Source organism: Chitinophagaceae bacterium (assembly GCA_016713085.1).
GTDB lineage: Bacteria > Bacteroidota > Bacteroidia > Chitinophagales > Chitinophagaceae > Lacibacter.
Genome location: JADJPV010000001.1, coordinates 390,263 through 405,853 on the forward strand (window position 1 = coordinate 390,263; position 15,591 = coordinate 405,853).

A 15,591-nucleotide genomic window follows, 5' to 3' on the forward strand; every position below is an offset into this window, starting at 1 on the left:
ATTACATTCAATTCACATTATTAAACCATTTTCGTAATAATGATTACAGTCATCATCCCAGCCTTAAATGAAGAAGCAACTGTTGCAAAAGTTGTTCAACTGGCAATAAAATCACCGCATGTTTCGGAAGTAATTGTTGTTGATGATAAATCAATGGACAATACGGTTGAGGAAGCCAGAAAAGCAGGAGCCATAATTATTACCAGTACCAAACTGGGTAAAGGTGCATCCATGAAAGATGGTGTGCTTGTTGCAAAGAATGAATTCCTGGTTTTTCTTGATGCCGACATTACAACCTATCCAAAAAATATTATTGAGTTACTGACTGCTTCATTAATCAGCAATGAAGCAGACTTTGTGAAATCATATTTCACACGACAGGCAGGAAGAGTTACCGAACTGGTAGCAAAGCCATTACTTTCTATTCTTAATCCTGACTTTCCCAATTTTCAGCAACCATTGAGCGGAATGATTGCAGGAAGAAAAAGTTTGCTGGAGAAATGTGAATTTGAAGAAGGGTATGGTGTTGATATTGGCATTTTAATGGATATGCATAACCTTGGTGCAAAAATTCAGGAAGTAAGCATCGGTAATATTGAGAACAGGATGCAGGCGCTGGAGCAGTTAGGAAAAATGAGCCGTGAGGTTGCAAGAACCATCATGAAAAAATCAAAAGAAATGGATTCTCAAAACCTGGAAACCTATGAAAATATCCAGGTCATCAGAGAGCAAATGGAATTTGCGATACGTGAAGGCCTGATGTCGTTGAAAAAAATAGCTATGTTCGATATGGATAATACCATTTTGAAAACCAGTTTTATTCATACGGCGGCAGAAGAATTTGAGTTTAAAAAAGAACTGGTTGACATTGTTACGAACAACAACAATCCATTTATCCGCACCAAACTGATTGCCCGTTTACTGAAAGGAAAGAATATTGGAGATTTACTTTCCTTAACTGATAAAATAGAAGTTACTCCTCATTTACCTGAGTTAATAAAGCAGTTAAAACAACAAGGTTATATTACAGGCATTATCAGCGACAGTTACGATTGTATTACCAATCACCTAAAAAACAAATTTGGTTTTGACTTCACCATCTCGAATGAACTGGAATTTTCAAAAAGCATAGCAACAGGTGAAGTAAAATTCCTTCCCTTTTTTACTGGATGACAAAAGCCAGTGCAAACATGAATATTGTAAACTGAATGCCCTGATTAATATTTGTGATAAGTATGATGTGGATCTGAAAAACACATTGGTTGTTGGCGATGGTGAAAATGATATTTGCTGTATCCGTAAAGCAGGGATAGGTGTTTCCTTTTGTTCTACCAATCAGTTTGTAGATTCTGTTGCAGACTATGTCATCAAAGTGCCTGACTTTAATTTATTACTACCAATCTTAAACTGATATGATTACTGCACTACTGATTTTTGTTTTTGTAGCCGGCTATGCCGCCATTGCTTTTGAGCATCCGCTGAAACTGAACAAAGCAGCATCGGCTTTAATTACTGGTGTACTTTGCTGGACCATTTATATGCTGCAAAGTGAAACAACTCATCTTGTGGGCGAAGAGCTTTTGCATCACCTCGGTGAAATTGCATCGATCCTTTTCTTTCTGTTAGGTGCCATGACGATTGTGGAGCTGATCGACTCACACGATGGATTTGATATCATTACACAAAAAATAAAAACAACCAGCAAATCAAAACTGCTGCTGCTCATTACAGCCATTACTTTTTTTCTTTCTGCTTTACTTGATAATTTAACCACGGCCATCGTTATGACTTCACTCTGTTCAAAAATACTCAGTGAAAAAGAAGACAGGCTCTGGTTTGCAGGTATGATTGTGATTGCAGCCAACGCCGGTGGTGCATGGTCGCCTTTGGGAGATGTTACAACAACCATGCTCTGGATCGGCGGACAAATTACAGCACTGAATATTATGAAGCAGCTAATACTGCCAAGCCTTGCAGCAAGTATTCTTCCTGCATTGATTGTTGCCTACCGCTTCAAGGGGAAAAAGGTTGCTGCCATACCGGAAGCAGTGACTACCGCAAAAGAAAAAAGAGACGGGCAGATCATTTTATTTTCAGGTATTGGATTTCTGATTTTTGTTCCGGTATTTAAAACGATTACACATTTACCACCGTTCATGGGTATGTTACTGGCATTGGGATTGATGTGGGTTATAACAACTGTTATTCATAAAAGCAAAAAATCAGAAATTGCAGAACGGTATACAGTTGCAAGAGCATTACAAAAAGTTGATACACCCAGTATTTTATTCTTCTTAGGGATATTACTTGCTGTGTCAGCATTACAATCAATTGGCCTGCTGAAAGAGCTTGCAACATTTCTTACAACTACTTTTAAAAACGATTATTTAATCGGCATTGCATTGGGATTACTTTCTGCTATTGTTGACAATGTACCATTAGTTGCAGCATCGCAGGGTATGTTTGATTTGGCAACTTATCCAACCGATCATCCCTTCTGGGAATTTCTTGCTTTAACAACAGGAACAGGAGGAAGTGCAGTGATCATTGGTACAGCAGCAGGTGTTGCTGTAATGGGAATTGAACAGATTGATTTTATGTGGTACCTGAAAAAATTGGCTGGCTGGCTCTCGTTGGCTTTGCAGCAGGTATCCTGATCTTTTTGTTACAACTGCAAATGGCAGGGTAAGTTAATATGGAAAGAACAGTTATGGGAATTAAATCACTATATCAGCTTATCATTCATTTTCTGCGGACAAAGCTAAGCAGAATGCAGTTTGTTATGGTCATTGCCACTTTCACCGGTTTAGCATCAGGTTTGGTTGCTGTGTTACTGAAAACAGTTGTACATTTTGTACAGCATTTGATTTACGGTATTCCCATTTCCTTTTTTGGTTACCTTCTATTCCCTGCCATAGGTTTAGTACTTACTGTTTTCATCATCCGTCATTTTTTTGGCGGACAGATTGAAAAAGGAATTGCCATGGTTCTTCGTGCAATTGCAAGAAAGTCATCCTTCATTCCTTTGAGTCATACTTATCTGCATGTTGTTACAAGTTCGGTTACGGTTGGTCTTGGAGGCTCAGTCGGTTTGGAAGCGCCTATTGTAGCAACAGGTTCGGCAGTTGGCTCCAACCTGTCACGTATCAGCGATCTAAATTACCAGGAACGAACCCTGTTAATTGCCTGTGGTGCTGCTGCAGGTATTTCAGCTGTATTTAATGCCCCTATCGCCGGAGTAATATTTGCTATAGAAGTATTGCTGGCTGAAACGGTAGTAAGCTATTTTATACCGTTGATGATTTCATCTGTTGTTGGTGCATTGTGTTCCAAAATTATTCTGAAAGAAGAATCCCTGTTCAACTTTGTATTAAAGCAATCATTCGATTATAAGAATGTTCCTTTCTATATACTGCTGGGTATTCTTGCTGGATTTATTTCACTTTATTATGCAAGAACATATAAACGAACTGAACAACGAATTCATGGATGGAAAATGAATGGATATTTAAAAGCAGCTATTGGAGGCTTACTACTGTTGCTGATTTATTTTGTATTTCCGCCGTTATTCGGCGAAGGTTATAACAGTGTAAAAGCAGTTGCCAATGGCACACTTACTTCCTTTACTGATAATACAACTTTGTTTTCCATACTTAATGATAACTGGGGTATCATTGCATTTACCGGATTGATTGTTTTATTTAAACCAATTGCAGCAGGTATTACAATTGGTGCCGGAGGCAATGGTGGCAACTTTGCTCCTTCCCTTTTTACAGGCGCTTATCTAGGATTCTTTTTTTCGAAACTAATGAACACAACTCCATGGATTAAAATACCGGAGGGCAATTTCAGTCTCGTAGGAATGTCCGGAGTGTTAAGCGGTGTAATGTATGCGCCTTTAACTGCTATTTTTCTTATTGCAGAAATCACAAATGGCTATGAACTGTTTATACCCCTGATGATCGTTTCATCCATTTCCTTCTTTATTGTGAAATCGTATGAACCATTTTCAATGGAGATAAAAAAATTAGCCAAAGAAGGGCAAATCTTCACACATAAAAAAGAAAAAAATATACTTACGACAATTCAGCTTGCCGATATGCTGCAGGACACTTATGACAGTATCAGCGTAGATAAAAAACTGAAAGACCTGGTTGAGATTATTAAGCAAAGTGAAAAGAACATATTTGCAGTAGTGGATGGAAAGGAACGGTTTATCGGCATCATTGAACTAAACGATATCAAACAACGGATCTTTCAACCTGATCAATTTGAAAGAACAAGCATCCGGTCACTCATGAAAAAACCTTCGGCCATTTTACAGCTCGATAATGACATGCATACAGTGATGGAAAAATTTGATATAACACAAAGCTGGTACTTACCTGTGCTCACAAAAGAGAAAAAATTTATTGGCTTTATCTCAAAAACAAAACTGTTTAACAAATACAGGGAAATACTTGCTTCACAGGGTGACTTGTATGAACAGGCATAAATGTTCCCTCAATTCCCCATCCTCATCCAGTTCAGTGAAACATCCATAAACAGACTCCGGTTAATGGTAAGAATAAGGCGGTTTGAATTCTTTTCTTACCTGCTGGTGATCCGCTAACTGATAAGAAATTTTTATATATTCAATTATGCATTTGCACAAGTCTGGAGAATCAATAATTCCGATAATTACCGGATTCCTGCTTCGTAAATTCCCGGTTATAAAAAACCTTCAACAAATTAAAAAATGCCAAAGCTCCTTATCATCACCCTGCTGAGTTTAGTTTTACTGAATGCCTGTAAGGAAGCAGGGCAAAAGAAATCAGTTAATAAAACTTCACAGTCATCGTATACACTTCCAACACCCAAAGGCTGGACAACCGAGTTGTTCATGATTCCCATCAGTTTTGCTCCTGAAATTTCCTACAAAGGTGTTGAAGACATTCGTTTTGCAGCAGGTTGGGGCAATGCACAAAGCAATGAATACTGGACCTATGCTTTTCTCTGGAGCTTAGAAAACGCACAGGAAATAAATGCTGAAATAATTCAGCGCAACCTGTCGGCTTATTATGCAGGATTAATCGCAAGCAATATTGAAAGCCGCAAAATACCTGCAGATAAAATTTTCCCGCCAAAAGTAGCCATCGAAAAAATAAAAACAGATGCAGAAGATATTGAAACCTTCAGCGGAAGTATTTACATGCTTGATTATATGCAACAGAAACCGATTACGCTTTACTGTATTGTTCACATAAAATCCTGTGCAGACAAAAACAGAACCTTTCTGTTTCATGAAATATCTTCAAAGCCTTTAACGGATAGTGTCTGGCAAAGCCTGAATCAGATAAATAAGGAGTTCATATGTAACCAGAATTGATGACAAAGAAAGTATTTCATTACTTCCCATTCTGCTTTCCGCCCAGCATTGGCACAAACGAGAATGCATCAAACTCTTCCTCGCTGTAAGAACCATCGGCCAGTTTGGTTAAACGTTTCATACGTTGTGCATCACCTTCATCAACCGGGATCACCATCTTTCCGCCCACTTTCATCTGTTCAATCAATTTCGGCGGAACAAAAGGAGCAGCTGCAGTAATAATCACTTTATCGAATGGCGCATAGGTTGGCAATCCTTCAAATCCATCACCAAAAAAGAATTTGATGTTGTGATATTTTTTTAAAAAAGGAAACGCAACTTTATTAAAGTCGTATAATTTTTTCTGTCGTTCAATGCTGTACACCTGTGCATTCATTTCTGCAAGCACACAGGCCTGGTAAGCACTGCCGGTACCAATCTCCAGTACTTTATCGTATGGCTTAATGTCCAGAAGCTGTGTTTGATATGCAACCGTGTAGGGTTGAGAAATGGTTTGCCCCTCATCAATGGGAAAAGCACGGTCTTCGTATGCAATTTCATCAAAAGCAGTATCTAAAAAATAATGACGGGGAAGTGTATTGATGGCTTCCAGCACCCGTTCATCAGTAATGCCTTTGCTGCGCAGTAAATCAACTAACTTTTTACGCAGTCCTTTGGGGCGGTAACTATCTTCAAATCGTCTCATAAGCCCTAAATCCCTGAAGGGACTTTTTGCGTGCAAAATAAGAAACCCCGACTGATAAACAGCAGTAAGTTGAAATTAAGTTTATGATGAGTATGTATAGCAATGCCGTATCTCATCAAATATTCTGCAATAAAAAACTGCACCGGAAAGATGCAGTTTTTTATTTTTATGTCAACCTCATGATGCTTTTGTTATGCAGGGTATGCGTACATCTTACATCGTACTTCTAACATCATTTCAACTTCATATCCTTTATAATTCCATCAATCCGGTCATTCAACTGCTGATGCACTGCATCAAAGTTTTCTGCTTTATCCAGTTTATCATGCACACTGAAATAGAATTTGATCTTTGGCTCTGTACCGCTTGGCCTTGCTGAAATTTTACTTCCATCAGCTAATATAAACTGCAGCACATTTGATTTAGGTAAGTTGATGGTCCACTCCTCACCTGTCTGTACATTCTTTCCTTTCTGCAATTGATAATCGAGCAACTGAACCACTGCTGAACCATTAATAGAAGTTGGCGTATTGGTACGGTAACCTTCCATCATGGCTGCAATTTCTGCCTGGCCATTCATTCCTTTTTTAGTAATGGAAATAAGATTCTCCTTATAAAAACCATACTGCACATACAGATCAATCATTTTCTGGTACAGACTTCTTCCCTTGTTCTTTTCATATGCTGCCATTTCGCATAACAGGGCAACTGCACTGATGGCATCTTTATCACGGATCTTGCTGCCGATCATTAACCCATAACTTTCTTCACCGCCAACAATATAATTTTCTTTGCCTTCTTTTTCTTTAATGAGTTCAGCAATCCATTTAAAACCGGTAAGTACATTGTAGCAGTTAATACCAATCACTTTTGCAATGGTATCAATCATTTCTGTGGTTACAATTGTTTTCACCACCATATCATTGGGCTGATTAATGCCTTTTGCTTTTCTTGCTTCAATCATATAGTTAAAAGCAAGTACAGCAGTCTGGTTACCATTCATGAGCACCCAGTTTCCATTCAAATCTTTTATACCAATGCCTACACGATCGCTGTCAGGATCTGTACCCAGCAAAATATCTGCATCCAGTTCTTTAGCTTTCTTCAAACCAATACTCATTGCTTCTGCTTCTTCAGGATTAGGATAAACAACAGTAGGGAAGTTTCCATCAGGAATTTTCTGTTCATCAACAATGGTTACATTGGTAAAACCAAAACGCTTCAGAATTTCAGGAACTAATGTAATACCTGTACCATGAATAGAAGTATAAACAATTTTTAAATCATGCTGTGCTTTACATACTTCAGGATAAACACTTAATCCTTCAACCATTGTGAGGTAAGCATCATCCATTTCCTTACCGATCAGTGTAATATTACTTTCACCACCGCTCCATTTTACATCATCAACAGAAAGAATTTTATCCACTTCAATAATTACATTCTTATCATCGGGCGGAACCAGTTGCCCTCCATCATTCCAGTAAGCTTTGTATCCATTGTACTCTTTTGGATTATGTGAAGCGGTGCAAACCACACCACCCTGGCATCCGAGATGACGGATAGCAAAACTCAGTTCAGGTGTTGGACGCAATTCTTCAAACAAGTACACTTTAATTCCGTTTGCTCCCATTACATTGGCAACAATTTCAGCAAAGAGCCGGCTGTTATTACGGCAATCATGACCCACTACGCATTTTACATTTCCTTTTCCGAAACTGTTATTGAGATAATTGGCATAACCCTGTGTGGCCATTCCAACAGTATATTTGTTCATGCGGTTGGTACCAATGCCCATAATTCCACGTAACCCTCCCGTACCAAATTCGAGGTTTCGGTAAAATGAATCGGCCAGTTCATCCGGATGATCCTGCTGTAGTTTCTTAATTTCTTCTTTAATAGATGGTTCAAAATTTCCGTCGAGCCATTTCTGTACATTGGCCTGAATCGTTGCCTGCATAGTAAAGTTTTTTAGGTAGTCAAATGTAGGATTCATTTGCATTTGTTTCAAGTACATTGTTCAGAAACTGATTTTATTTACCGAGTTCCGTATTTTGCACGTGTCAATGAAGGTTCGCCACTATATTAAACAGGTTGTTTTACTGGTCTTTGTTTTTGCCATTGTTTCACAGCAGGCAGAAGCCCAGCAGTATTTTCTACCCCCCTCTGATCAGTACCGGCCCGACCGCTTACGCAAAGTGGTGTGGAGTGAATCGGTTGTATTTGTACTTACATCTGTTGGCTTGTATTATTTATGGTATAAAAAATTCCCAAAGAGCCGTTTTCATTTCCTGAACGATAACAGGGAATGGCTCATGGTTGATAAAATTGGTCATGCCACTACTGCTTATAACGTTTCAGTAATGGAGCATGATCTGCTTCGCTGGAGCGGTGTAAATCCCAACAAAGCAATTGTTGGTGGTGCACTAACTTCTCTTGCTTTTTTAAGTATAGTTGAAGTAATGGATGGTTTTTCGAATGGCTGGGGATTTTCAACCGGTGATATGCTGGCCAATATTTCAGGTGCTGCCATGTTTGCTGCTCAGCAAAAAGGTTGGGGTGAACAGCGAATCGGGTTAAAATTTTCAGCCAGTTTTTCGCCCTATGCACAATACAACTCCAGTCTGCTTGGAAAGAAATGGGCTTCACGGATTATGAAAGATTATAACGGACAAACCTACTGGCTCTCATTAAATCTGCGTTCGTTTATGAAAACAAACAGTACTTTTCCTGTATGGGCAAATATTGCAGTTGGATATGGAGCTGACGGAATGATTGGTGCAAATGAAAATCCTTCCTCTATTAAAGGAAAAGATATCCCTGCTTTTAAACGAAGCAGGCAATTTTACCTGGCACCCGATGCAGATCTCTTCCGTATAAAATCATCGTCGGCTGTAAATGCACCCCTATATTTGTTACGATTTGTAAAAATACCTGCGCCTGCAATTGAGTTCAATACAGGCGGCAAAGTAAAATTCAAAGCCATTCAATTTTAATACTATGACGCAAGGATTGTTTTATGCCATTGTTTTTCCTTTTCTTCTGCTGTATGTTATGCGTGGATTACTGATGGTTGGATACGACAACCTGAAGTATAAGAATAATTTAAAAAAAAGCGGAACGATTGCAAAAGGTTTGGTCCTGAAACTGCTTACGCTTAAACCTCTTTTGCAGAATAAACTAATGCCAAAAGGAGTTGATTACAAAGTGTATGAACGCTTTCAGAAAAAATCAACCATATATTATGCAGGTTTATGGGTTTGTCTTTTTTTGATGCTGTTTCTTGGCTCAAGCATTTACATGAATGCATTTTAATACTACCAGCTGAATGTGAACTGTGTATCAGGATAAGTTAAGCGGTGACTTTTGCGGTTGCCATTATTGATAAAGTGTATGATATTGATCTGATCCTGCCGCTGAGAATATAACAAGTCATTAAACACAGTTGCTGTTTTCAGCCGGTTTACATTTTTAATAACGAGATAAGTCCAGATAGCTTCCTCTTCCCTTTCGAACCCAATCAGCTCAAAACTTGCCAGCTTTCCATCAATTGAAATTTTTAAATGCTTCTGAAAAAAGGTATTCAGTAACGCTTCATTCTTTTTCTTATCGGCTGCATTTAGTATCGCCACCTTTGCTGTAAACTCTTTCTGCAGGGCAGATTCAAGATCATCAATAAAAAGCTTGCCGGCAATCTGCACTTCTTTTTCGGCAGGCTTGTATTCAATTTCTGTAACACTCACATAGTAAGGATGCATCATAAAAGATCCAAGCGCCAAAATACATGGAACAAGAAGGATTAAAACCAACCTATATAAGCCTATTTTAAAATTACGATCCCGCCGCTTATATAATATTACCGCCATTTTCATTTTTCTTTTGAAGATTACAAACTTCTGGTTTATTTTCCATGCTTTAACTGTCTTCAACGCAAATATGGGGGATTTTGGCTTTTATTTAAAAGAAGGGGTTTATCATATAACCGACTGGAAAGGTTATGATCATATCATGTTTGTGATGGCTCTTTGTCTTCCTTATTTGCTGAAAGACTGGCGGCGGGTACTCATCCTCATCACAGCTTTTACTATCGGGCACAGTATTACACTTGCATTGAGTGTGTTTAATAAAATTCTTGTACCAAGTGCATGGATTGAATTCCTGATTCCTGTAACCATTTTTATTACCGCACTGGAAAATTTACTGGGCAACAATACCGATAAGAAGCATACCAGCTGGCGCTATGCATCTGCATTGCTGTTTGGTTTAATTCATGGTATGGGTTTCAGCAATTATTTAAAAAGTATGCTGGGCAAAAGTGAAAACATCTTCAGCCAGTTACTTGGATTTAATCTTGGTCTTGAAGCAGGACAGTTGTTGATTGTTGCCGTTGTACTTTTTATTTCATTTGTTTTTGTGCAGCTGTTAAAAACAGAGCGGAGAGAATGGACTGTGTTTATGAGCGGAGGTATTTTTGGTTTATCACTCATCATGGCAATTGAACGGATTCCTTTTTAAAATTTTGAATTATGCATATTCGTTTTTTAATTTCTTTCTTACTGATCTCGGTGATTGGCATGGCACAACCACCACAGAGTAATCCCGGAAGTAATCATGGCAACCGCTTTGAGCAGCTGGGTTATTTATTACAGAGTCCCAATGAATATCGTACCGCCAGCGGTGCACCTGGTCCTAAGTACTGGCAGCAGCGTGCTGATTACGATATGAGTGTTGAACTGGATGAAACCAATCTCCGTTTAACAGGATCTGAAACCATTACCTATTTCAACAATTCACCAGATCAGCTTACATATATATGGATGCAGTTGGATGGTAACATTCATGATCCTAACAGTGATAACTTACGCAACAGCCGTAACCGTATGGAAACGCAGATGAGTAACAATCAGCTTACACGTTTAGAACAATGGCGTATGGCAGAAGAACAGGGTTTGGGAGTGAAGATCACCAAACTGACTGATGCTGCAGGTACTGCATTAAAATATACCATCAACAAAACCATGATGCGTATTGATTTACCGGTTGCTTTAAAACCCGGACAAAAACTGGTGTTCAAGCTCGACTGGAATTATAAAATCCCTGATCGTGGTATTTGGGGAAGCCGTGGTGGTTATGAATTGTTTCCTGAAGATGGAAATGCAGTGTTTACCATGAGCCAGTTCTACCCACGCCTGGCAGTGTACAGTGATTTCCAGGGATGGCAGAACACACAGTTCAGCGGCGGCGCTGAGTTTGCATTAACGTTTGGCAACTTTAAAGTAAAGATGACAGTGCCCGGTGATTTTGTAATTGCTGCAACAGGTGAATGCCAGAATTACAAACAGCTTTTAACAGCTGCACAGTTTCAACGCTGGACAACTGCACTGGCTGCAAAAGATGTAACAGAAGTTGTAACACTTGATGAAGCTGTTGCCAATGAAAAAGAGAAAGCAACCGATAAAAAACATGGATCTATGAATCAGAGAATGTAAGAGACTTTGCATGGGGAGCCAGCCGCAAGTTTGTATGGGATGCCATGCCAACCTATGTAGAAGGAAAGAAGATCATGAGCATGAGTTATTATCCGAAAGAAGCATATGGTTTGTGGCGCAAGTACTCAACAAAAGTTACTGCACATACATTGAAAGTATATTCAAAACATACCATTCCTTATCCTTACCCGGTTGCTATTTCAGTAGAAGCATCACAGGGTATGGAATATCCAATGATCGCCTTCAATTTCGGTCGCACAGAAAAAGATGGTACCTACAGTGAAGCAACCAAGTACGGAATGATTGGTGTGGTGATTCATGAAGTAGGTCACAACTTCTTCCCGATGATTGTAAACAGTGATGAAAGACAATACTGGTGGATGGATGAAGGATTAAACACTTTCACACAATTTTTAACAGAAGGAGAATTTGATAACAACTATCCTTCACGTCGTGGTCCTGCTCATCTAATTACTGATTACATGAAGCTGCCCAAAGATCAACTGGAACCGATCATGACGATGGGTGATAACGTAGCACAGGTGGGAAGCAATGCATATGCAAAAGCAGCAACCGGTTTAAACATTCTGCGTGAAACAGTAATGGGCAGAGAGTTATTTGATTTCTCTTTCCGTGAATATGCAAGGCGCTGGGCTTTCAAACATCCAACTCCTGCTGATCTGTTCCGCACCATGGAAGATGCAAGTGCTGTTGATCTCGACTGGTTCTGGAGAGGATGGTATTATGGAACAGACCCTGTTGATATTTCGCTTGATACTGTAAAATGGTTCAAGATGAATGATCCGGCAAATGCAGCAGCATTGCAGCAGAAAGAATTTGATGCTGTTCATAAAATCAAAAATAAAAACGATAAGAGTATTACTTATGCAACAGATGCTGATACCAGCCTTCGTGATTTCTATTATGTAAATCCGGGTGCTGATACAAAATACATGCAGCAGCAGCGTGAAGCAAATGCCCAGGTTGATACAGAAAATAAAAACAAATGGGTGAGTAAGAATTTTTATGAACTCAGCTTTACCAACAAAGGCGGCATGGTAATGCCCATCATTATTGAGTGGACCTACAAAGACGGGACTAAAGAAGTGGATCGTATTCCCGTAAGCATCTGGAAACTCAATGAAGAAAAAGTAACCAAGACTTTTGTAAAGGATAAAGAAGTGGCTGCCATCCGTATCGATCCAATGCGTGAAACAGCTGATATTGATGAGAGCAATAACCTGTGGCCGTTGAAAGAAATGCCATCAAGGTTTAACCTGTTCAAGCAGTCACAAGGCCCGGGAAGAGGACAAAGCACAGGATCAAATTCTATGCAGCGTTCACAAAAAGCACCTGATAAAAACCCGAAAGTAAAACAGTAAGCATTACAGTTACACTAAGATTACACAAAGGGTACAGAGAAAAATCTCTGTACCCTTTGTGTTTTTAACTGTGTGTTCTTTGTGCTGCCGAATTTGCCTGCACTTTCTTACATTAGTAATATAAAAATCAACCAAAGAGATGTATTTTCAGCAGCAGATTGTATTTGCGAAAATGATTTGATGAATCATAACAAAAAAGAAACCTTCACCTAAAACATACAGATGAGAAATTCCCTGCTATTCATCCTTGCCATTTTTATTTTCAGCACAACAACATCTGCTCAACAGTTAAAGCCCGGTTTTGATAAAGCCGAGTATATTGACCTGATGAAGCTCTCTTCCAGGTTTGGCGATTCTCCTTACTACAGCAATATTCCGCTTCCACCGAATTACCAGTTTTTGTACCGTTCACCGGTTATGGGTTTACTCAATTGCTGGGATCTGTGGAAAAGTACCGGCAATGTTGCAGTGATCAGTGTAAGAGGAACCACTGTAGACCCCGTAAGCTGGTTGCAGAACTTTTATGCAGCCATGGTTCCTGCAAAAGGTGAATTGAAATTGAGTACAACAGAAACATTCAGCTATGAGCTGGCAACGAATCCCAAAGCTGCTGTTCATGTGGGCTGGTTAGTGGGCATGGCATTTTTATCAAAAGATATGCTGCCAAAAATTGATTCATTGTATAAAACAGGAGCAAAAGAAATTATTTTACTGGGCCATAGCCAGGAGGAGCCATCACCTTTTTATTAACAGCGTATTTCTATAATTTACAAAAACAGGGTAAGCTTCCTGCTGATATCCGTTTCAAAACTTATTGCAGTGCCGGACCTAAACCGGGCAATCTTTATTTTGCTTATGAATATGAAGCAGCCACACAGGGAGGCTGGGCATACAATGTTGTGAATGCTGCTGACTGGGTTCCTGAAGTTCCCTTCTCCATACAAACCGTCAATGATTTTAATAACACCAATCCTTTTGTGAATGCGGGTGCAATGATTAAGAAACAAAAGTTTCCGAAGAATATTGCATTGAAACATATGTACAACCAGTTAAGCAAGCCAACAAAAAAAGCGCAAAGGAATTATCAAAAATTCCTGGGTAAGTACACATCCAAAATGGTGAAGAATGAAATTCCGGGATTTGAACCACCTGTTTATTTTGAGAGTAATCATTATGTAAGAACAGGCAATACCATTGTATTAACTCCTGACGATGAGTATTACAAAACCTATCCCGACAGTAAAGAAAATCCATTTATGCACCATCTGCATCCGCCTTATTTAATGCTGGCAGAAAAAATAAATTTTATGCAAACTCTTGCTGCTTCCGCTTTAACCGGCGAATGGGAATTGAATTATATTTCCGGTGCAAAGATTGCGTTTGATGGATTGTATCCCAATAAAAAACCAATGATCCGTTTTGATGCGGGCAATAAAATAAGCGGCAACACTGGCTGTAATCAATTTAGCGGAACAGCAGCAGTTAACGGCAACAGCATCAACTTTCCTGAATCAATGGCCATGACAAAAATGTTTTGCCCGGGTGAAGGTGAACAGGTGTTTCTGCAAACACTGAAAAAAATAAACCGTTACAGTGTAAGTGGCAACACACTTACTTTATTGATTGATGACATTGCAGTGATGAGGCTGATGAAAAAATAAAACAATCACTTTTCTATATGACAGCAAAACCTATTTCACTAAAGAAAATACTCAGCTTCATTTCTTTGTTTATTATTATTGTTTTTGTTCTGCTTGCTTTGATGCCATTATCAAAAGCAAGCTTAGAAAACTGTGCAACGCATACAGGAATTGTTGCTGATGTAACGAAAGGTGGAGGTAAGGGTGATATTATCATTCATTTAAAAAACGATAAAAACTATTATTACATCAACAGGGGAACTGAATCAGGGCTTTCCATTTCAATACTGAAAGAACAACTGGTTAATAAGGATGCTGAGCTGCTTACGATTAAGCACTGGACACCTGTTGACCCAACTTCCAGGACAAAACATATTGCAAAAGTAACAGTTGACAGTATTGTTCTTTACTCTGAAATCCAATAAATAGAAATTCTGCACTCATACTATGACGAATTATTTTATTATCCCCGGACTCGGAAATTCAGGAGAAGAGCACTGGCAAACATTTTTGAACAATCAGGCAGTAATTTTCAGCGCATTGTTCAGCAGGAATGGGATGCACCCGACTGCAATGATTGGATCAACACAATTGACAAAGCAATTGCCGGGTATGACCCTCAACTGTTGTACTTATCGGCCACAGTTTAGGATGTGCAACCATTGCACATTGGGCCAAACGTTCAAACAAAAGATCAAAGGCGCAATGATGGTTGCACCAAGCGATATTGAAGCTCCGGTATATAGTTTTCCTGCAACAGGCTTTGCTCCTATACCGATTGATAAAATCAATTTCAAAACAATTGTTGTTGCAAGTGAAAATGATGAATGGGTAAGTTTAGAGCGGGCAAAGTTTTTGCAGCGACTTGGGGAAGTGAATTCATCAGCATCGGAAATGCAGGCCATATCAATACTGCATCAGGTTACGGACAATGGAAACAGGGCTTGGAGATATTAAAAATGCTGAGATAAGTTCGTATTATTATTTTACATCTGTAATCAGCTGTAAAGAAAGGACCGTTACAAAT

At 39.0% G+C, this 15,591-nt stretch carries 11 protein-coding genes and 4 pseudogenes; 12 read left to right on the forward strand and 3 right to left on the reverse strand.

The genetic code is table 11. The features are described 5' to 3' along the window. The first annotated feature begins 39 nt into the window (after positions 1–39). The 5 genes and pseudogenes from IPK31_01780 to IPK31_01800 all read left to right on the forward strand — a co-directional run bounded on the left by IPK31_01780 (position 40) and on the right by IPK31_01800 (position 5,368). Positions 40–1,173, forward strand: coding sequence for a glycosyltransferase (locus IPK31_01780; GenBank protein ID MBK8086791.1), 1,134 nt, complete (start codon positions 40–42; stop codon positions 1,171–1,173). Continuing rightward, complete coding sequence (locus tag IPK31_01785) at positions 1,166–1,411, forward strand: HAD hydrolase family protein (protein MBK8086792.1); 246 nt, start codon at positions 1,166–1,168, stop codon at positions 1,409–1,411. Before IPK31_01780 ends, IPK31_01785 begins: the two co-directional genes overlap by 8 nt. Position 1,412: 1 nt before the next feature. Next, positions 1,413–2,689, forward strand: a pseudogene (nhaD, locus tag IPK31_01790) (sodium:proton antiporter NhaD). Between the two features lie 81 nt (positions 2,690–2,770). Then, positions 2,771–4,495, forward strand: a complete 1,725-nt coding sequence (locus IPK31_01795) for a chloride channel protein (GenBank protein ID MBK8086793.1) — start codon at positions 2,771–2,773, stop codon at positions 4,493–4,495. 243 nt (positions 4,496–4,738) lie between these two features. After that, positions 4,739–5,368 carry a hypothetical protein gene (locus IPK31_01800; protein MBK8086794.1) on the forward strand — a complete coding sequence of 210 codons (630 nt, stop codon included), beginning with the start codon at positions 4,739–4,741 and terminating at the stop codon, positions 5,366–5,368. A 19-nt stretch (positions 5,369–5,387) separates the two neighbouring features. On the opposite strand, the gene IPK31_01805 is transcribed toward IPK31_01800, so the two are convergent. Next, complete coding sequence (locus IPK31_01805; GenBank protein MBK8086795.1) at positions 5,388–6,053, reverse strand: protein-L-isoaspartate(D-aspartate) O-methyltransferase; 666 nt, start codon at positions 6,051–6,053, stop codon at positions 5,388–5,390. Positions 6,054–6,285: 232 nt separating this feature from the next. Continuing rightward, the gene (locus IPK31_01810; protein MBK8086796.1) at positions 6,286–8,013 is read right to left on the reverse strand and encodes a phospho-sugar mutase; all 1,728 of its coding nucleotides are present in this window, start codon (positions 8,011–8,013) and stop codon (positions 6,286–6,288) included. Positions 8,014–8,119: 106 nt separating this feature from the next. On the opposite strand from IPK31_01810, the gene IPK31_01815 reads away from it, so the two are divergent. Both IPK31_01815 and IPK31_01820 read left to right on the forward strand, forming a co-directional pair. Further along, entirely contained in the window at positions 8,120–9,049 is a 930-nt protein-coding gene (locus IPK31_01815) for a DUF2279 domain-containing protein (protein ID MBK8086797.1), read from the forward strand. Between the two features lie 4 nt (positions 9,050–9,053). Beyond that, positions 9,054–9,368: a hypothetical protein gene (locus IPK31_01820; protein MBK8086798.1), complete on the forward strand. Its 315-nt coding sequence runs from the start codon at positions 9,054–9,056 to the stop codon at positions 9,366–9,368. Positions 9,369–9,370: 2 nt separating this feature from the next. Here IPK31_01820 and IPK31_01825 read toward each other — a convergent pair whose 3' ends face one another. Beyond that, the gene (locus IPK31_01825; protein ID MBK8086799.1) at positions 9,371–9,796 is read right to left on the reverse strand and encodes a hypothetical protein; all 426 of its coding nucleotides are present in this window, start codon (positions 9,794–9,796) and stop codon (positions 9,371–9,373) included. Between the two features lie 193 nt (positions 9,797–9,989). Here IPK31_01825 and IPK31_01830 point away from each other — a divergent pair, with 193 nt between their 5' ends. The 5 genes and pseudogenes from IPK31_01830 (at position 9,990) to IPK31_01850 (ending at position 15,535) form a co-directional block, all read left to right on the forward strand. After that, positions 9,990–10,568 carry a HupE/UreJ family protein gene (locus IPK31_01830; protein ID MBK8086800.1) on the forward strand — a complete coding sequence of 193 codons (579 nt, stop codon included), beginning with the start codon at positions 9,990–9,992 and terminating at the stop codon, positions 10,566–10,568. An 11-nt stretch (positions 10,569–10,579) separates the two neighbouring features. After that, positions 10,580–12,924, forward strand: a pseudogene (locus IPK31_01835) (M1 family metallopeptidase). A 222-nt stretch (positions 12,925–13,146) separates the two neighbouring features. After that, positions 13,147–14,585, forward strand: a pseudogene (locus IPK31_01840) (META domain-containing protein). Between the two features lie 17 nt (positions 14,586–14,602). Then, positions 14,603–14,989 (forward strand): hypothetical protein, encoded by a 387-nt coding sequence (locus tag IPK31_01845; protein MBK8086801.1) that lies wholly within the window; start codon positions 14,603–14,605, stop codon positions 14,987–14,989. Between the two features lie 22 nt (positions 14,990–15,011). Further along, positions 15,012–15,535 (forward strand): annotated as a pseudogene (locus tag IPK31_01850) (alpha/beta hydrolase). Positions 15,536–15,591 lie beyond the last annotated feature (56 nt).